Source organism: Kitasatospora sp. GP30 (assembly GCF_029892145.1).
GTDB lineage: Bacteria > Actinomycetota > Actinomycetes > Streptomycetales > Streptomycetaceae > Kitasatospora > Kitasatospora acidiphila.
In genome coordinates, this window is record NZ_JARZAH010000052.1 from 32,479 (window position 1) to 51,712 (window position 19,234).

Here is a 19,234-nt window from a genome sequence, read left to right on the forward strand (position 1 = left end):
GTCGGCCCGGGCAAAACCAGTGCCAATCGATCATCCTTACAGGTTCCTTGATGGATCGTCAGATCCGCCATCAGCTGTTGAAATGGGCCAGGCGAGCCGAGCAGCGCCTCGAACAGGCCCCGGCGACCGCCCGCGAGGCACGTCACCCGATGTCGCGGGCGGCAGCCCCCCGCTCCTCCAGGTTCCAGGTGATGACCCTCCGGGGGTGCACGCGGATGATGTCCCGGCTGAAGTGGTCGGGTGCCACGGGTGGCAGGTCGACGGTCAGCACCCCGGCCTGGCCTCTGATCTCGACCCGCGCCCCCACCCGCCCGCGACCGGGTCATCGGCCGTAGCCAGGTCGTCGACCGGCACCGAAACCTCGGGGCGGGCCTGCGCGTTGCGATACGTCTGACTGCGGGCCATGGCGGGCCCGCCGATGTCGATGGTGCCGTCGTCGTTGAGCCTGGAGCCCACCGGGGGAACCTGCGGACGGCCGTCGGGGCAGCCCGTGGCCAATCGGGCCAGTTGCTGGGCGACGAGGTACTCGCGCTCCCTCTCAGTGAAGATCATGCGGGCGACCCTGGAAGCTCAAGCGCAGTTGAGGTCAAGGCCGCTGAGGTCGGCGCCGGGGCGGCCCGGCCCCAGCGCATGTCAGCAGCGTTGACCAGAAGACGCGCGCCCGGTGGTCAGCCGGTCGTCGGGTAGGCGAGCAGCTCGAACTGCTTGTCGCCCAGCGCCAGTCCGACGTACCCGTTGACCAGCAGCGGAGCGATCGTGGGACTGCCCGGGCGGTCGGCTCCTGTTCGGGCGTCAAGAATCACCGGACCGTTCTCGGTGGTGCCGTAGACCTGGCCGTGCCACGCCGCGGACACCTTGGGCGCGACGCGATGGTGGGTGTCGTCCGGGAGACTCCAGAGCGGATGCCCGTCGGTGGCGTTGACTGCGACGGTCGCGCTGTCGGTGGCACACACGATGACCGAACGGTCGTCGTACCAGCACCTGGAGCCTGCCAGGCCGCCACCGAGGTCGAGTGCGGAGTGGCCGGTGGCAGCGTCGAGCAGCTGCGCGGAGCTCGCGCCGCTCTCGTAGTCCCGGGCGGAGACCATGATCATGGTGGGGCCGGCAGCGTCAATGGTCGTTCCGTAGGTGTCTTTTGGCAGGCTCCACACTTGGTGACCGTCGGCGATGTCGAGCGCGGACACGTTCTGCTCGATGCCGCTGGCGTCCTTGAGAGCGACGCCGACCACTTGGGAGCCGGTCAGGGCCATGGGGAGGAAGGCCTCCTTCTGCCACAGCGGTTTCTGGGTACGGAGGTCGACGGCCACCGCTGTGCCGTGGGAGCCGTCGGTGATCTCGACGACGGCGGTACCGCCGTGCACTCCCAGCAGCGTGGCGGAAGGGCTGGTCGAGTACGGGTCGAGTGCCCCGTCTGGGACGTCCAGGAGCAGCGACCAGGCGGCCTGCCGGGTGCCGGTGTCCATGGCGGCCAGTTCGACGGACAGGTGGCCGGCCGTGGTTCCCTGGCCGGGAACCTTCTCGAGGAAGGCGGCGACGGCGTCGGTCTTCCCATCGACAGTGGCGATCAGCGGAGCGTCGGCGGGGTTGCCGTCGTACAGCGTGCTGCTCGGCCGGGCGGCCGGATTCCGCGGACCCAGGGTTCCCGTGACCTTGCCGGTTGTCAGGTCGACGGCCTGCAAGGAGTCTGTGGCCGCTACATAGGCAGTCGTACTGTCCAGTGCGACGGGTATCGGCCTTCGGACATTGCCGGTAATCGTCACCTTGCCCAGGGCCGCGCTCGGTAGGGCGATTCCCCTGGTGCCGTCGAAGGCTGCGGGTGGGTCGTACGCCCGGCGTGCCGGTGCGGCTAGCGCCGACTGCCGTGCGCTGCCCCGGGTGTCGCTGCCGGGTCTCGATCCGGCGCTCCCGCAGGCGGCGACCAGGGACAGCGCCATGGCGGTGGCGAGCATGCATGGAATCGCGCGGTGGCGCATGAGCGGCAGGTCTCCCCCGGAGTGGTCCGTCATTCGTGCATCAGGCTCAGTCAGCGCCCTCCCCCGCCCGCCCGCGCCAAACCTCCGGCTCGACACCCGCACGACCATGAAACCCCAGCCCACCTGATGTGATGTCAGCATAGCGACCGGCCGGAGCATGCCTGATGATTGATTTTGCGGCAGGCCGAGGTGACGTGCCGGATGTGGCGTAGGAACGAACCCGAGTCTCGCGGTGGGTGTGGGAGTTGGCCTTGGCGCAGAACGCCCGGCAGGCCGGGATCATCCTTCCCGGCCGGCTGGGCGCCAAGCCGTCACAGGATCTGGATCGCCACGACCTTCGGCGGGCGGTTCGGGAACTTGATGTCGTGCCAGCGCTCGATCTTCACCGAGTCACCGTTGGCGTCGTAGTAGATCAGATCGTTGTTGCCCGTGGAGATCTCGTCGACCCACCACCCGCCGAAGTCGGTCTTCCCCGCGTTCGCATAGCAGTCGACACTCTGACGGTCGTCGAGATGCGACCAGATCTTCAAGAAGTTCTCACCCCCGACGCACTGGACGTGATCGATAGCGTAAGCATTACTGCTCGGCACGCTGACGGTGAACGCGGCGGCCGCAGCGAACGCCACAGCCACGGAAAAGGCAGCCCTCTTGGCTTTCGAGAACACAGACTCTCCTTCAATGCATTTGATATGAAGGCCGACGCACGGCATACCAGGCCGACCCCTCACGGGCCCACCCGTCAACGGCACCAGCGCAGGACCCGGAAACCCCAACGTAACGGCCCGCTCCCCCCATTCAGCCGCAACACCCCGAACACGAACCAAGCAGCCCAAACATCACCCGAACGTGGCGCCGCACCCACGACCAGGCACCGCCACCGCGGGCCAACGCGGCTGGCAGGCACGCCTGTCGGTGATGTCGACGGCCGCAGGCCGTAAGCGCCGCGGGCCAGAACAATGGCCAAGGTTCGTCCCCCAATTTCAGCGGGCCCCGTAACCGAGCTGACAGCGGCCCGGGTTGATCTGCCCTCACCCACGCCCTCCCCTATCGCATCGGACCCGGCAGGCCGCCTGCGTGCAGCAGATTCGCTACCGCTACGGTGGAGGCCGTTGCAGACCTGGGGGGCCGACGTGGACCGACGCATGTTCTTGGCGGAATCAACTTCTACCGTTTCGGTGGCAGTTGGCCTGTCTCTCAATCGGCTGTCACAGACGCTGGATTAGACCCCTGGGGCCGGTGACGGGCAGGGCACTGGGGTGCCATACCCCAGGCGGCCCATGCCGCCACGCACCTCCAACTAGGAGAGCCTGAAGGCCTCTTTGCGCCGACTCACGCCGACCTGGCGCCGTCACGGCGAAGGCACGTCTGGTCGGCCCACGCCATCGCGGACGGTCGAACCACAGGCCACCCGAAGCCGAAACGCACCACCGGCCGGAAGACCACGACCCGCGACAGTACGCGCTGGGTCCTGGTACCGGACCGCCCGACCCCGCACCCGGGACGGCTGCGCCCGTCCCCGAAAGGATCCCTTCCCGATGACAACCTTCCACCACCTGCGCATACGCCGCCCGCTCACCAGCCTGACCGCGAGCGGCGCAGCGGCGCTGCTGGTGTCCCTCGTACCCACCGGCGCGCAGGCGGCACCCCTCGCCCCGCAGAACACCCCGACCTACTGCACCTCCGCGCACAACCCCCAGCTGGCGGCCCGCCTGTCCAATGACCTCTCAAGCGCCTTGGCAGGCCGCACCGATACCGTGGCCTTCGCGATATCGGACACCAAGACCGGCGTGTCCTGCACTGACCACGCCACCGTCCACTTCGACTCGGCGAGCGTCATCAAGGCGACCATCATGGGCGCCGTACTGCGCCGCGCCGAGGACGAGAACATGCGGTACCTGACCGACTGGGAGGACCAGAACCTCCAGCAGATGATCACGGCGTCCGACAACACCGCCGCCACCAATCTGTGGAACAGCCTGGGAATGCCCCGGCTCCAGGCTTTCCTGCAGCTGGCTGGAATGAAGGACACCCAGCTGGGCGCCGATGGCTACTGGGGTCTTACGCAGATCACCGCGGCCGACGAACTGAAAATGCTGGACGTCTTCACCGACAACACGAACGTGCTCACGCCTAATGGGAGGGCGTACGCCCTGAACCTGATGAGCCAGGTGGAGGCCGACCAGCGTTGGGGCGCCCCCTTCGGCGCGCCGGCCACGGTCCAAGTGCACGTGAAGAACGGCTGGCTGCCGCGGGCGACCCACGGCTGGCGGGTGCACAGCCTGGGCATCTTCACCAGCACGGACAAGGACTACCGGATGGCGGTCCTGAGCCAGGACAACGCCACCGAGGAGTACGGGATCGACACGATCCAGGCGCTCGCCTCGGTGGTGCACCGCGACCTCAACGGCGGCGCCGGCAGCCACACCGCCGAAGCCGCCCCCCACGGCGGCGGAGACACCGCAGCACCCGAAGTCTCCGACGGCTCCGCACCGTTCGGACCGGTCGCACCCTGACGCACGTAGCGAACCGCCGCCGCCCCGCGTACGAGGTGCGCGGGGCGGTGCCGGACACGGGTCCGGCCGGCCGGCTGGCCCGCCAGTGGGGGCCATCCCCCGCAGGATTCGCCAATCACCCTCCGTTGCCTGGTACTTGGGTGCAGGATCGGTCGATGGACTTCTACACCTCGGGCATGCTCAAGGTCAGCAGGGTGAAGGGCCTTCCCTCGCTGTCCGATCCGACGGTCACCAGGCCCGCGGCCCGCACGGTTCGGCCCGGTCACCGCCTGACGGCCGGGCCGAACCGCTTGCCGGAGCGGCCACTACCAGGACAGCGGCAGTCCGTCGGGGCCGGGGGCGCGTGCTCGGCGGGTGGGAGACGCGGGCTGCGGGCCCGCTGCTCCGGCTCCGGCGGCTGCGCGGCGGACGTCCACGAGGTACGCGCGCCGGGCGCGCCACTCCCCTCGCCCGAGGGAGCGTCAGGTGGGCTGCCGCGCCCGCCGAGCTACCGGGCTCAGGGGAGCAAGTCGGCGACGAGGGTGGCGAACTGCTCGGGGGTGAGTATGCGGATGCCGAGTTCTTCGGCCTTGGCCCGCTTGGAGCCGGCCTTCTCGCCGGCCACCAGGAGGGTGGTCTTCTTCGAGACCGAGCCCGAGGCCTTGCCGCCGGCGCGTTCGATGAGTTCGTTCATCTCGTTGCGGGACAGCGCGGCGAGTGCACCGGTCATGGTGCCGGTGACGACGACGGCCTCGCCGGCCAGCGGGCCGGACGCGGCGGGCCCGGCCTCATCCGTGTCTTCGGTGGTGCCGGTGGTGGCGACGGCGGCCGGGGCGGTCTCGGCGGTGCCGACGTTCTGTGCGATCAACCTGTCGAGCAGCGGGCCGAGTTCGGCGAGTTCGGCGACGATGACGCGCGCCTTCTCCGCACCGATGCCGTCGACCGCCGCGAGCGTGTCGGCGTCGGCTGCGCGGATCGCGGCCATGGAGCCGAAGTGCGCGGCGATGCGCCGCGACATGGTCCGGCCCGTGCCGCGCACCCCGAGTGCGCAGAAGACCCGGTTCAGGGGCCGGGCACGGGCGGTCTCGATCGCCGTCAGGAGGTTGTCGGTGCTGGTGTCCCCCATCCGCTCCAGGGCGAGGAGTTGCTCGCGGGTGAGGGTGAACAGGTCGGCGATATCGGCGACCAGGCCGGCTTCGACGAGTTGGACGGCGCGGGTGCCGCCGAGTCCTTCGATGTCGAGCTGGTCGCGCCCGGCGGCGTAGCGGATGCTGGCCACCGCCTGGCAGTTGCGGCCGCGCACGCAGCGCCAGCGCTGCTCGCTCGTGTCGATCGCGTCCCCGCAGCGGGGGCAGGTCTCGGGGAAGGCAATGGGCTGCTCGGTGCCGGTCCGCTGGTCGGCGAGCGGTGCCTCGACGCGGGGGATCACGTCGCCGGCCCGGTGGACGAACACCTGGTCCCCGATCATCAGGCCGCGCCGGGTGATGTCGGCGGGGTTGTGCAGGGTGGCGTAGGTGACGGTCACCCCGTCGATGACGACGGGTTCCAGGACGGCGCGCGGGGCGATGATGCCGGTGCGGCCGACGTTCCACTCGACGCCGAGGAGCCGGGTGACCTTGTGCACGGCCGGCAGCTTGCGGGCCACCGCCCAGCGTGGCGTTCGGGAGCCGGATCCGGCCTGCTCCTGGTCGGCGGCGGCATCGGCCTTGATCACGACGCCGTCGATGCCGAACGGCAGGGCCGGGCGCAGGTCGGCGATCTCCTGGACCCGCTGCTGGGCTTCCTTGACGGTGGCGCAGCGTTGCGGGTGGGCCGCGGTCGCGTGGGCGGTGTGGGCGCCGAGCTCGTCCAGGCGCCGCAGCAGCACGGTGTGGTCGAGGTCGGCGGGCAGGCCGATGGCGTCGTAGCCGAAGAAGGTCGACTCGACCCGGTAGGGGCGGTCCTTGGCCCGCAGGGTGCCGGCGACCGCGTTGCGCGGGTTGGCGAAGGGGGCTGCGCCGTGGGCGGTGCGGGCCTGGTTGGCCTGGTCGAACTGGTCGTGGGTGAACAGGACTTCGCCGCGGATCTCGATGTCGAGGGGCTCGGTGAGGAGTTGGGGCAGGCCGAGGATGGCGTCGGCGGCGTGGGTGATGTCCTCGCCCGCCTGTCCGTTGCCGCGGGTGAGCAGCCGGCGCAGCCGGCCCGCGGTGTAGCGGGCGGCGACCGCCAGCCCGTCCAGCTTCGGCTCGACGCAGAAGCCGGCGGCGGGCCGGCCCAGTCGGCGCTCCAAACCGGCGGCCCAGTCTGCGAGTTCCTCCCCGGAGAAGACGTTGTCGAGGGAGAGCATCGGCACGGTGTGCGGCACGTCTCCGGTGGCGGCGCCGCCGGCGACCTTGCCGGTGGGCGAGTCCGGCAGCGCCTCGCCGGGACGCGCCTCCTCGTATGCCTCGATCGCCCTGACCAGGGCGTCGTACTCGTCGTCCCCGAGTGTGGTGGAGCCGTCCGTGTAGTAGGCGGCCGCCGCCTTGACGGCAGTCGCAACGGCATCACGGTAGTCGGCGGGCGACAGCAGAACGGCGTTCTCGATCATGTGTGCCATTCTCGCGCCCGGCACTGACAACAGGCCCGGGTCCGTGACCGCAGTGCCGTCGGACCCGGGCGCGCAACGTCGGCCGGGCCGACGTTGCGCCATCGGGGCTGGGTCAGTTCTGCCCTGACGCATCGCGGGCCCGCTGCTCGGCGGTGGTCTTCAGGGCACCCAGCCAAGCGTCCAGCCCCTGCCGGAGGATCTTGGTCGCGGTGGGGACGTCGGCGTCCACCTGAGGACCGGTGTGGGTCTCCTCGGTGCTCACCAGGACGCCTCCGGGGACCTTGGTGAAGTTCCAGACGTGCACGCCGTCGATGTGCAGCCCGGTGCCGTCCGCGGGGCCGGTCCAGCGGATGCAGGAGCCGTGTGCGATCTGCCGGACGGTCGAGGTGATCACCAGCGTGGTGGCGGGCAGGCCGGTCGAGGGTGGGACGGGGGTGGTCCAGCGGAACGCCGAACCCACGCGCAGCGGGCCGTGGTCCAGGCGCACCGCGCTGGTGACCGGTCGCTGCCAGGACGGCCAGCCCGCCACGTCCGTCTGCAGGTCCCAGATGGTGCGCAGCGGCGCGTGGATCACGGTCGAGGCGCGGTAGCGGACCTTGGCGTCGGGGTCCACGCCCTGACCCCGGCAGGTGAGCGAGGTGCCGGGGTGGGCGGTGGTGGCCGCGCCGGAGGGTGCGGCGGCGCCGAGCAGGGCGGCGGCGAGTGGGAGGGCGAGTAGGGCGGTGCGGATTCCGGAGATGGCGGTCCCCTTGGCGACTGGGCGACTTGGCGACGGGTGGCAGCGGGCGATTGGGCAGCGGGCGGCAGCGGTTGAGCACGCATCAGCCCTCACCGAGTGAGATGCACAAGCGCTAGTTAGAGGCTATAACTTCTCTGATGGCGGGTCAACGAAGTCCTAGCCGTCCAGTTCCTGAAGCTCGAGCACGGTCGCGAGATCGTCGAAGGGGATGGTCCGCTCTCCGATGATCTGGTAGCCCTCTGCTCCCTTGCCGGCGATGAGGACGACGTCTCCGGGCCCGGCCATGCCCAGGGCGAAGGCGATGGCGTCCCTGCGGTCGGTGATCCGCTCGAAGGGCGTCCCGGTGGCGGCGACGCCGGGGGTGATCTGGTCGAGGATCCGCTCGGGGTCCTCGCTGCGCGGGTTGTCCGAGGTGAGGACGCACAGGTCCGAGTGGCGTCCGGCGGTCTCCCCCATCGGCGCGCGTTTGCCGGGGTCACGATCCCCGCCGCAGCCGAAGACGGTGATCACCCGGCCGGTCGTGAAGCCTCGGATCGTCGACAGGACGTTCTCCAGGGCGTCGGGAGAGTGTGCGTAGTCGACGACGGCGGTGGCGCCGTTGCGGAGCCGCAGCGCCTGGAATCGTCCGGGTGCCGCCGGCAGGCCGTCCAGGGCGCGGGCGAGGGTCGCGCCGTCGTACCCGAGCGCGACGCAGGTCGCCATGGCCGCCAGGGCGTTGGCGACGACGAACCGGCCGGGGACGGGCAGCGTCACTCGGCGGACGAGGTCCGCGTGGTGGAGGGTGAACGCGGTTCCCTCGGCGGTGACGGCCACGTCCGTGGCACGGAAGTCCGCAGACGGGTCGTCGAGCGCGTAGGTGGTGACGGCGCCGGACATCATGACGGCGATCTCGCGCCCCACGGGGTCGTCCGTGTTGACCACCGCGCGGCGGGCCATGCCGCGGAAGAGCCGGAGCTTGGCGTCCTTGTAGCGCGCCATGCTTCCGTGGTCGTCGAGGTGGTCGGGGGTGAGGTTGGTGAACACTCCGACGTCGATGTGCGTGTGGGCCACCCGGTGCTGGGCCAGGGCCATGGAGGAGGCCTCCATGACGACCGTGCCGGCCCCGCGCCCGCGCATCTCCCGCAGCAGGTGCTGGAGGTCGACGGCCTGCGGGGTGGTGGGGGTGGTGGTGGCGATGCCGACCGGCTCGTCACCGATCCGGTGCCCACCGGTGCCGATCACCCCGACGGAAGCCCCCGTGGCACGCCGCAGCAGGGCCTCGGTGGTGAACGCAACGGAGGTCTTGCCGTTGGTTCCGGTGACCGCGACGACGTCGAGCTCGCTGCCCGGGTCGCCGAAGTAGCGGGCGGCCACGGCCGCGGCGGCCTCCCAGCTGTCGGGGACGTGCACGACGCAGACCCCGGGTGGCGGGGTCGCGTCCGTGCGGTCGACCAGCACGGCGGCCGCTCCGTTCGCGGTGGCCTGGCCGACGAAGCGGTGGCCGTCGACCCGACGGCCGGGTAGCGCGATGAACAGTTGGCCAGGGCGTACCTGGCGCGAGTCGGTGGTGATGCCCTCGGTGATGTCGGCTCCGAGGTCCCCCTGCAGGACCGTGTGGGGCAGGCCGGCCAGCATGTCGATCAGTTGCACGTGGTTCTCCGGTGGGTTCGGACACTGTCGCAGTGGGTGCGCGACTCACCGCCCGCCGCAACCACCGTGGTGACAGCCTTTCAGGTCGTCCGGCCGGAACCGGTGGTGGGCGGACGCGGGCGGCAGCGCGTTCAGGGGGCTTGTCAGCGCATCGCCGTGATCCTTCAGAGACGCTGAGGCGGCATCGCGCGCCCTGGGCGAGCCGCCGCCAGGAGCCGGCCTCGTCGCGCAGCGCGGGCCGGAACTTGACGCACCCTGAGCCGACTTACCCCTCTGGGGCGCGACCTTTCCGAACTGATTGACACGGCCATTGACAGTCTAAAAGATGGGCAGTCAAACGAGGTGTATCAACGGGTGGGCGGAGCCGCTGCCCATGGGGCTGGTACCGGCAACATCACGGGGTGAAGACAATGCGCTTCGCCCTGATGCGGCCCGCAAAAATCTGGGACGGGGGATGATGTCAGCAGTGCGATCACTCCGGAGACGTGCGCCAAGTTCCTTGACGCGTACGGGCAGTGGGCACTCTGAGGGGTCGCTGGGGGCGGCCGTCGGGCGACCGTGCCGCATGGCGGGGAATTCCCGCGATGGGGCGGCGTCGGGAACTGCCGCCGAGTTGCTGATTAGTTGACAATTCGTCAGGGATGCATAATCGGTGTGCGCCGGCCAGTCCGCAGTAACTTGCCTTAGTACCTGGCTCAGTACGTGCCTCGGCCATGCGTCGAATTCCTCCAGTTCGGATAACTCGTCGCCGTGTTGTAGGACGCGCGGTCCGGACGGCCCGCAGGATGCGGCAGCCGGCCGTACCGGTCCTGATCACCCTGGCAGCCCGCCAGGTCCCGTCAGGCGCGCGGCCGTCCGCCAGCCCGCTCAGGAACCACCTCGCCGGTGCAGCCCCGCCCGGCTCTGCCAAGGAGGCGGAACGCCTCGGCGCCAGCCAACCGTCCCGTCGCCCATTTTTCATGATCATGTCTCAGTTAGGGGAGGAGACACCTTGAACACCGCTCAGTTCAGCGCGCGGATTCAGGACACCAAGCTGGGCAGATGTCTGCCCGACCTGCTCATGGAGCAGGCGGATATACAGCCCGACGCCATCGCGGTCAGCTTCGACGACCAGGGCCTGACCTTCCAGGAGCTCAAGCAGGCCGGCAACCGGCTGGCCTGCCACCTTCACCGGCAGGGTGTCGGCGCGGACGACTGCGTGGGTCTGTATGTCGAACCGTCCCTGGACCTGATGGTCGGCGCCTGGGGCATCATGCTCGCGGGCGCCGCCTATCTGCCGCTCTCCCCGGAGTATCCGGACGACCGGCTGCGCTACATGCTGGAGGACAGCCGCACCCGGGTCGTCGTCACCCAGGACCACCTGGTCGACAAGCTGACCGAACTCGCTCCGCAGGGCACCCGCGTGGTGACCCTGGCCGACTCGCACACCTGCGCCGACGGCGGTTGCGCCGAGGTCAGCCAGGAGCCGGTGCGGCCGGAGTCGCTGGCCTACGTCATCTACACCTCGGGCAGCACCGGCCGGCCCAAGGGCGTGATGATCGAGCACCGCAGCATCATGTCCCAGATGCGCTGGCTGCAGGACTGCGGACACCTGGGGCAGGGCACCACGATCCTGCAGAAGACGCCGATGAGCTTCGACGCGGCGCAGTGGGAGATCCTGGCCCCCGCGATGGGCGGCCGGGTCGTGATGGGTGCGCCCGGTATCTTCCGCGATCCCGAGGCGCTGATCTCCACGATCGTCAAGCACGAGGTCACCACGCTGCAGTGCGTGCCGACCCTGCTCCAGGCGCTGCTGGACACCGAGGAGTTCCACCTCTGCGTCACGCTGCGCCGGGTGTTCTCCGGCGGTGAGGCGCTCTCCCGCGCCCTGGCTCGCTCCCTCGCGGACGAGCTGCCGTGGGTGTCGCTGGTCAACCTGTACGGGCCGACCGAGTGCACCATCAACGCGACCGCCTACCTGGTCGACCCGGACACGATCGAGCAGGGGCCGGGCACCATTTCGATCGGTGTCCCGGTCGACAACACCCAGTGCTACATCCTCGACGAGAACCGGGCTCCGGTGGGCATCGAGGAGACCGGCGAGCTGTACATCGGCGGTGTCCAGCTGGCGCGCGGGTACCTGCACCGCGAGGACCAGACCAAGGAACGCTTCGTGCCCTCGCCGTTCGTGCCGACCGAGCGGCTGTACCGCACCGGCGACCTCGCCCAGTGGAACCCGGACGGCACCATCCAGTTCTTCGGCCGGGTGGACAACCAGATCAAGCTGCGCGGCTACCGCGTGGAGCTGGACGAGATCTCCCTGGCGATCGAGGAGCACACCTGGGTGAAGCGGGCCGCGGCCATCGTCACCGACGACCCGCGCACCGGCTTCCAGAACCTGGTGGCCTGCATCGAGCTGAATCCCAAGGAAGCAGCTCTGATGGACCAGGGGAACTCCGCCAACAGCCACCACCAGTCCAAGTCCAGCAAGCTCCAGGTGAAGGCCCAGCTGTCCAACGCGGGTGTGCGGGACGACGCGGAGCTCGCCGACCTGCCGGTGGTCGAGCTGCCGGGCAAGCAGGAGAGCGAGCGGCAGCGGCGCGAGACCTTCGCCCGCAAGACCTACCGCTTCTACGACGGCGGCCAGGTCACCCGGGACGACCTGCTGGCGCTCCTGGCGCCCAAGCCGGTGCCCGCCCTGTCGCGCGGCCTGGACGAGCTGACCAACGACCAGCTCGGCGAGATCCTCCGCTGGTTCGGCAGCTTCCAGAGCGACGAGCGGCTGCTGCCGAAGTACTCGTACGCCTCGCCGGGTGCGCTGTACGCCACCCAGATGTACCTGGAGACCGGCGGCATCGCGGGTCTTGAGGGCGGGGTGTACTACTACCACCCGATCGACCACACCCTGGTGCGGATCGGCCCGGCCACGGCCGGTGCCGGTGTCTACCTGGAGGCCCACTTCGTCGGCAAGAAGCGGGCGATCGAGCCGGTCTACAAGAACAACATCCAGGAGGTCCTGGAGTTCGAGACCGGCCACATGCTGGGCGTCTTCGAGGAGATCCTGCCCGAGTACGGCCTCAACATCCGGCCGTCCTCGTTCCACCCGGCGGTCAAGAGCAGCCTGCACGTGCACGAGGAGGACTACTACCTCGGCACCTTCGAGATCTACGCCAACGACGGGCTGCCGAGGCTGGACTCGACCGAGCTCTACCTGCAGGCCCACCCGGGACGCGTCGAGGGCCTGTCGGCCGGACAGTACCGGTACAAGGACGGCGAGTTGGAGCCCATCTCACCCGACGTGGTCCAGCCCAAGCACGTGATCGCCATCAACCAGGGCGTCTACGACCGCTCCAGCTTCGGCATCAGCGCGGTCAGCCGGGCCGAGCAGGAGTGGCTGGAGTACATCCTGCTCGGCAAGAAGCTGCACCAACTGCAGCGCAACGGCCTGGGCTTCGGCTTCATGTCCTCCGGCTACAGCTCGAAGTCCGGTCACCCGCTGCCGGCCGCGCGCCGGATCGACGACATCCTGGTCTCCCGCGGGATCGCCACCGGGGCGTCGTACTTCTTCCTCGGCGGCAAGGTCAGCGAGGAGCAGATCAGCAGCGAGGGCATGTACGAGGACTCGGTGCACATGCGGGGTCCGGCGGAGATGATCCGGGACGAGCTCGCGCAGCTGCTGCCGGACTACATGCTGCCCAACCGGGTGCTGATCCTCGACTCGCTGCCGCTGACCGCCAACGGCAAGGTCGACGGCAAGGCGCTGGCCGCCTCCGAGCAGGTGCGGTCGGCGAACACCGGCACCGACTACGTCGCCCCGTCCACCCCGACCGAGCGCTGGCTGGCGGAGGCCTGGGGCAAGGCGCTGAAGTACGAGAGCGTCTCGGTGGAGGACGAGTTCTTCGCCTCCGGCGGCAACTCGCTGATCGCCGTGTCGCTGATCAACCGGATCAACCGCGAGCTCGGCATCAAGCTGCCGCTCCAGGTGGTGTTCGAGGCACCGAAGTTGGCCGACCTCGCCGCCCGGATCGAGAGCAACGACGCCGATGTGCCGGCCTCCCGCCTGGTGCTGCTGCACAACGGCGGCACCGAGAGCCCGGTCTTCACCTGGCCGGGCCTGGGCGGCTACCCGATGAACCTGCGCATGCTCGGCCGTGAGATCGACCTCGGTCGGCCGTTCTACGGCGTCCAGGCGCACGGCATCAACGCCGGCGAGGTGCCCTACTCGACGATCCGCGAGATGGCGGCCGCCGACATCGCGGAGATCCGGCGGATCCAGCCGGAGGGCCCGTACATGCTGTGGGGCTACTCCTTCGGCGCCCGGGTGGCGTTCGAGGCGGCCTGGCAGCTCGAGCAGCTCGGCGAGCGGATCGACAACCTGCTGCTGATCTGCCCCGGGAACCCGAAGGTCCGTCAGGCCGAGGGCGAGAAGTGGGGCCGCGAGTCCTCCTACCGCAACCCGGCGTACGTCACGATCCTCTACTCCGTGTTCGGCGGCTCCATCAGCGGACCGGACCTGCAGCGCTGCCTGGAGGTGGCGCACGACGAGGACAGCTTCGTGGCGTTCATCCACGGCCTGCTGCCCGCGCTGGGCGAGCCGATGATCCGCCGGATCACCCGGATCGTGCAGGAGACCTACGAGTTCGAGTACAGCTTCCGCGAGTTGGCGGAGCGCCAACTCGACGCACCGGTGACCATCTTCAAGGCCTCCGGTGACGACTACTCGTTCATCGAGGGCAGTTCGGGCTTCTCGGCCACCGCGCCGACCATCGTCACGCTGAACGGTGACCACTACAGCGTGCTCCGTGAGGCCGGTATCGCCGAACTGGTGAACGCCATTCGCCACCGGCTCGACCGGTAACACCCCCGCGCTATGGTTCTGGGGCGGCCGCACCGGCCGCCCCAGAACCATGTTCGGAACTCGATTGTTTGACGCTCCATCAGCTCTCTCTCTTGGCTCAGTGAACTCAGCAGACTCGGTGAACTCAGTAAAGGACTCCCCCCATGCTCGACCTGCCCACCCGCCCTGGATCGGTTCCGGAGGTCTTCGGCCCGGCTCCGCACAGCCAGCGCTCGCAGATCGCCCCGGTGATGCTGCAGGAGGAGCTGTGGCAGCGGATGCGCGCCCTGCCGTTCGTCTTCATGGCGCCCACCCTGACCTCCGTCCCGCATGCCCGTTCCCTGTTCATCCCGGACGGCATCGGCACCGGCCCCAACGAGGCCTTCCAGCGCGGCCGTGAGTGGGCCCACATCCACCCGCACCACGACGGCAGCCTCCACCTCACCCTCCCCGAGTCGTTCAAGGACGAGGTGGAAAAGGCCGCTTGGGGTGTCCGCCACCCCGAGCAGAACTCCATCCTGATCTACGGCCCGCGCGACCGCGCCGAGTTGGAGCTCATCTGGCAGCTCGTCCAGCTGTCGTACGCCTACGCCACCGGCACGCTGCGCCAGGCGGATCCGAGCCGGTCGGACGCGGCCGGCGCCTGAGGCGCCGCCGACATTGGAGCATGCGCGGTGGCGTGGAGCGTGCACGGCGGCGACGGAAAGCCCGTGCATGCTCCTTGTCGGTTACCTGCCGGTCCGGAACCATGGGATGAGCCAGCAAACGTGAGTATGCGTCACATTTTGCGTGGCTCCGCACGGTTCTTTCGGTCCAGGAGCGTTGGGAGGCTCAATGACCAACCGGAGCAGGTACAAACCGTTCCTCGCACTCGCCGGGGCGGTGGCGCTGGCGACCGCGGGCCTGGCCGCCGCGCCGGCGGCGCAGGCGGGCACCGCCCGACCTGCGGCCGCCGCCGCGCCGCACAGCGGCCCGGCCGCGATCGTCTCGCTCGGCGACAGCGCCATCTCCGGGGAGGGAGCCGGCACCGACACCAACGACGGCTACTTCGCCGGCACCGACGGGCCGACCGACTACTGCCACCGCAACCCCAAGGCGGAGATCTTCGATACCGCCATCGCCGGGGCGACCGCCTTCGACATCGCCTGCTCGGGGGCGCAGACCGGTGACCTGGTCTCCCTGCCGGCGTATGCGGCCGTCACCGGCGGCGGCAGCGGCGACTACGGGGAGCCCAAGCAGGACTCCCAGTTGGCGCAGATCGCGAAGTCGAACGACGTGAAGATGGTGGTGGTCACCATCGGCGCCAACGACGACTTCGACTTCACCGGCATCATGGAGTCCTGCCTCAACCAGTACTTCCCGGTCAACCAGCCCCAGGGCTGCCGCGACACCATCGGCACCGCGGAGATCCAGCGCCGGGCCGCCGCCGTACAGCCCAAGATCGTGGCGGCCCTGCAGGACGTGCGCGACACCATGCGCGCGGCCGGATACGCCGACGGCGACTACCAGTTGGTCTACCAGTCGTACTTCACGCCGATCACCGGCGACATCCGGTCGGCGGCCGACAACTACCTCGGCAAGATCGCCAACGGCTGCCCGGGGTACACCGAGGACCTCTCCTGGGGGCACAACCTGGTGGTGCCGCTCTTCTCCGACGCACTGCGTTCGGCGGCCGAGCGGGTGCCGGGAGTGCGCTATCTCGACCAGCGGCGGGTCTCCTACGGCCACGAGGTGTGCGCGGAGTGGACCACCTCGCCGTACGAGTACACCAACGGCGATGTGATCGACGTCAGCGAGCTGACCCGCAACGGCTGCGACATGAAGGTGCTGCTCGGCGGGCTGATCTGCATGGACGAGATCCGGCAGTCCTACCACCTGCGGGTCGCCGGCTACCAGGGCGAGGCCGCCTGCCTGACCCAGTTCTACGACCAGCCGGCGCAGCCCGAGGCGTACTGCACGCTCAACCAGCAGGACTCCACCTCGATCCGGCCGCTCACTCCCGGTGCCGCCTGGACCGACAGCGTGGACGACGGCGGCCAGTTCCAGCTGACCAGCGCCGTCGACGGCAAGGTCATGGACTTCTCGGGCGGCGGTACCGACGGCGACTCCACCAACGGCCGACCGCTGGTCACCTATCCGGCCGACGGCGGCCTCAACCAGGCCTTCGTCACCGAGGCCCGCTCCGGCGGCGCCTATGAGGTCGACTTCTCCGGCAACCGCGGCATGTGCCTGGACGCCAAGGGTGGCACGGCCGCCGCCGGCGTCGAGCTGGAGCAGTGGTCCTGCAACGGCGGCGCCAACCAGCGCTGGCTCTTCCAGCCCACGGGCAACGGCTGGTACACGGTGGCCTCCGCGCAGAACTCCGGCCTGGTCGCCACCATCGGCAGCTCGACCGACAGCGCGGGCAATCCCGTGATCGAGTTGCAGCCCAACACGGGTGCCGCCAACCAACTGTGGCGGTTGAACGAGACCGGCATCGTCTATCTGCACGGTTGATGCGGCCGATATCCGACAGCACGCCGGTCCGTCCTACTGCCCAGTAGTGGGACGGACCGGTGTCGGCTACATTCTTCTGCCGTGACTGCTACCGACCCGCTGGTGAAGCCGCTGACGGAGATCGTCATCGAGCTCGCCTGGCTGCTGGAGTGCTCCATCGACGCGGACGGCGAACCTCGGGCCGCGGCCAAGACACTGGACTGGATCGCGTTCGTCTTCGACCACTTGACGCCGGACCAGCGCGAGCGGCTGGCCGGTGTGGTCTCCCGGATCGCGACCGAGGCCGATCCCGGCGAGCGCCGGCGCTACCTTGCGGCGTTCCCCGAGGCGTTCGGGCTGGTGGACGACGGCGAGGAATAGCGCGGCGCGGCCGGGAGGTTCGGTTCAGCCGAACGGCAGGGCACGGTAGGCCGGTTCAACCGAACGCGGGAGCAGGCAGGCCGGTGGCGCTGACCACCTCGCGGGTCGCATCGCCGCTCCCCACCGTCCAGGCGATCTTGACCAGCGGGATCGCGACCAGCACGGTGACCAGGACGGTGCGCCCGGGCCCGCCCTTGCGGGCGGTGGCGGTCGTCGGTGGCGGCACCCCGCCCTCCTTGCGGCCTGCTGCCTGTGCCACCTGGGCCACCCCCGCGAGGCGGGGGTGACTGGACTGCTCGGGTGACATCGGCGGGCTCTCCCGTTCGGCGCCGTTCCCACGGCTCACGTGATCGACGCACATGGATCGCCTCCAGCGCACCATCCCGCTCCCGGTCCCACAACGGGACGGGTGAGTCGGCGCCGGCGGATCGGCGGCGGTCCGGCCATCCGGCCCGAGCCGTACCCTGGCGAGTATGGCTGTGCCAGGGACGCTCGACGATCACGCGTACGACGACCACGCGTACGACGACCACGCGCGCCACGCGCAGGTGCCGCAGGACGCCGGTGTGGCGGCGATCGCCCGCCTGCTGGCCGGGCGGGGTGTGGTGGTGCTGAGCGGTGCGGGGCTGTCCACCGAGTCGGGGATCCCCGACTACCGGGGTGTCACCGGCAGTCGGCGCCGGGGCACTCCGATGACCTACCAGGAGTTCACGGGGAGCGCGGAGGCGCGGCGCCGGTACTGGGCGCGCAGCCACGCGGGCTGGCAGGCGATCGCCCGCGCCGAGCCGAATGCCGGGCACCGGGCCGTCGAGGAGCTGCGGCGGTCGGGGCGGGTGGCGGCGGTGATCACGCAGAACGTGGACGGCCTGCACCACGCGGCCGGCACCCGCGATGCCGTCGAGTTGCACGGCGGGCTCGACCGGGTGGTCTGCCTCGACTGCCGGCACACCAGTACCCGGGCGGAACTCGACCGGCGGCTGGACGCCCTGAACGCGGGTTTCCGGGCCGCGGATGCCGCCGTCAACCCGGACGGCGACGCCGAGTTGCTGCCGGAGCTGGTGGCGGACTTCCGGGTCGCGTCCTGCCGCAAGTGCGGCGGGGTGCTCAAGCCCGATGTGGTCTTCTTCGGCGAGAGCGTGCCCAAGGCGAGGGTCGAGCTGTGCTATCGACTCGTGGACGCGGCGCGGTCGCTGCTGGTGCTCGGCTCCTCGCTGACGGTTATGTCGGGTCTGCGCTTCGTCCGGCGGGCGGCGCGCGCCGGCAAGCCCGTCGCGATCGTGAACCAGGGGGCCACCCGCGGTGACGAGCTGGCCGCCGTCAAGCTCTCGCTGCCACTCGGCGCGACCTTGACCGCCCTGACCGCCTCGGCCGCGTCAGCTGCCCCGGCCGCCGGACTGACGGATCATCAGAGTCGGGCTCGATCGGACACCTGAGGCAGAGGAGACCTGGATGTCGCGCTCCGCGCTGCTCGTGATGGATGTTCAGCAAGGGATCGTGGACTACTTCGTCAAGGACCCCGCCTATGTGCCGCGGCTGCGCGAGGTGATCGGCGCGGCCCGGGCCGCCGGGGTCGCGGTGATCTTCGTGATGACCGCGTTCCGCGCCGACTATCCGGAGGTGAGCCGGCAGAACAAGGTACTCGCCGTGATGCCGCGCACGGGTGCGTTCACCGAGGGCCATCCGAGCACGCGGCTCCATCCCGCGCTCGGGGCACGGCCGGACGACATCGTGGTCAACAAGAAGCGGGCGAGCGCCTTCATGGGCAGCGACCTCGACGTGGTGCTCCGGTCCGGTGGGATCGACCACCTGGTGCTGACCGGTATCGCCACCGGCGGGGCGGTGGGCGCGACCCTGCAGCAGGCGGCCGACTTGGACTTCCGCCTGACCGTGCCGGCCGACGGCTGCATGGACCCGGACCCCGAGGTGCACCGGGTGCTCGTGGAGCGGCTGTTCCCGCGCTTCACGGAGGTGACCACGACGGCCGAGTGGGGGCGCCGTTGACGAACGGGTCACCAGGCCCGAATACGGTTGGTCCTTGGCTGTTCGGCCGTCCTGAACTGCGCCGCGGGGGCCCCGGCCCGGGGCGCGCCGCGCGGGGGGAGGCGGGGCCGGCGGGGTTGTGGGTGCCCGGGGGGGGGGGAGCGGGGGGGCGGGGGTTTT

General features: G+C 70.0%; 14 protein-coding genes. 7 read left to right on the forward strand and 7 right to left on the reverse strand.

Annotated elements, in window-relative coordinates; genetic code table 11:
- Positions 1-264 precede the first annotated feature (264 nt).
- The 3 genes from P3T35_RS37210 to P3T35_RS37220 form a co-directional block, all read right to left on the reverse strand.
- On the reverse strand, positions 265-552 hold the full coding sequence (locus P3T35_RS37210; RefSeq protein WP_280709387.1) for a pyridoxamine 5'-phosphate oxidase family protein: 288 nt from the start codon (positions 550-552) through the stop codon (positions 265-267).
- Positions 553-668: 116 nt separating this feature from the next.
- Positions 669-1,949: a PQQ-binding-like beta-propeller repeat protein gene (locus tag P3T35_RS37215; RefSeq protein ID WP_101378310.1), complete on the reverse strand. Its 1,281-nt coding sequence runs from the start codon at positions 1,947-1,949 to the stop codon at positions 669-671.
- A 335-nt stretch (positions 1,950-2,284) separates the two neighbouring features.
- Positions 2,285-2,638: a beta/gamma crystallin domain-containing protein gene (locus P3T35_RS37220; protein ID WP_101378311.1), complete on the reverse strand. Its 354-nt coding sequence runs from the start codon at positions 2,636-2,638 to the stop codon at positions 2,285-2,287.
- 870 nt (positions 2,639-3,508) lie between these two features.
- Here P3T35_RS37220 and P3T35_RS37225 point away from each other — a divergent pair.
- Positions 3,509-4,486, forward strand: a complete 978-nt coding sequence (locus P3T35_RS37225; RefSeq protein ID WP_280709389.1) for a serine hydrolase — start codon at positions 3,509-3,511, stop codon at positions 4,484-4,486.
- A gap of 496 nt (positions 4,487-4,982) precedes the next feature.
- On the opposite strand, the gene ligA is transcribed toward P3T35_RS37225, so the two are convergent.
- The 3 genes from ligA to P3T35_RS37240 all read right to left on the reverse strand — a co-directional run bounded on the left by ligA (position 4,983) and on the right by P3T35_RS37240 (position 9,402).
- Positions 4,983-7,043: an NAD-dependent DNA ligase LigA gene (gene ligA / locus P3T35_RS37230; protein WP_101378312.1), complete on the reverse strand. Its 2,061-nt coding sequence runs from the start codon at positions 7,041-7,043 to the stop codon at positions 4,983-4,985.
- 103 nt (positions 7,044-7,146) lie between these two features.
- Positions 7,147-7,773 carry an SRPBCC family protein gene (locus tag P3T35_RS37235; RefSeq protein WP_101384723.1) on the reverse strand — a complete coding sequence of 209 codons (627 nt, stop codon included), beginning with the start codon at positions 7,771-7,773 and terminating at the stop codon, positions 7,147-7,149.
- A gap of 156 nt (positions 7,774-7,929) precedes the next feature.
- The gene (locus P3T35_RS37240; protein WP_101378313.1) at positions 7,930-9,402 is read right to left on the reverse strand and encodes a UDP-N-acetylmuramoyl-L-alanyl-D-glutamate--2,6-diaminopimelate ligase; all 1,473 of its coding nucleotides are present in this window, start codon (positions 9,400-9,402) and stop codon (positions 7,930-7,932) included.
- A gap of 991 nt (positions 9,403-10,393) precedes the next feature.
- Between P3T35_RS37240 and P3T35_RS37245 the strand changes: the two genes are divergently transcribed.
- From P3T35_RS37245 to P3T35_RS37260, 4 genes are all read left to right on the forward strand, one after another.
- The gene (locus P3T35_RS37245; RefSeq protein ID WP_280709393.1) at positions 10,394-14,239 is read left to right on the forward strand and encodes an amino acid adenylation domain-containing protein; all 3,846 of its coding nucleotides are present in this window, start codon (positions 10,394-10,396) and stop codon (positions 14,237-14,239) included.
- Positions 14,240-14,382: 143 nt separating this feature from the next.
- A complete protein-coding gene (locus P3T35_RS37250; protein WP_101378314.1) occupies positions 14,383-14,865 on the forward strand; it encodes a luciferase family protein in 483 nt (160 codons plus the stop codon).
- Between the two features lie 187 nt (positions 14,866-15,052).
- A complete protein-coding gene (locus P3T35_RS37255) occupies positions 15,053-16,714 on the forward strand; it encodes an RICIN domain-containing protein (protein WP_101378315.1) in 1,662 nt (553 codons plus the stop codon).
- Positions 16,715-16,795: 81 nt separating this feature from the next.
- Entirely contained in the window at positions 16,796-17,074 is a 279-nt protein-coding gene (locus P3T35_RS37260) for a hypothetical protein (protein WP_101378316.1), read from the forward strand.
- Between the two features lie 55 nt (positions 17,075-17,129).
- Here P3T35_RS37260 and P3T35_RS37265 read toward each other — a convergent pair whose 3' ends face one another.
- Positions 17,130-17,435 (reverse strand): hypothetical protein, encoded by a 306-nt coding sequence (locus tag P3T35_RS37265; RefSeq protein ID WP_143676680.1) that lies wholly within the window; start codon positions 17,433-17,435, stop codon positions 17,130-17,132.
- Positions 17,436-17,547: 112 nt separating this feature from the next.
- Between P3T35_RS37265 and P3T35_RS37270 the strand changes: the two genes are divergently transcribed.
- The gene (locus P3T35_RS37270; RefSeq protein WP_101378318.1) at positions 17,548-18,507 is read left to right on the forward strand and encodes an NAD-dependent protein deacetylase; all 960 of its coding nucleotides are present in this window, start codon (positions 17,548-17,550) and stop codon (positions 18,505-18,507) included.
- A gap of 16 nt (positions 18,508-18,523) precedes the next feature.
- Positions 18,524-19,075 carry a cysteine hydrolase gene (locus P3T35_RS37275; protein WP_101378319.1) on the forward strand — a complete coding sequence of 184 codons (552 nt, stop codon included), beginning with the start codon at positions 18,524-18,526 and terminating at the stop codon, positions 19,073-19,075.
- The last annotated feature ends 159 nt before the right edge of the window (positions 19,076-19,234 follow it).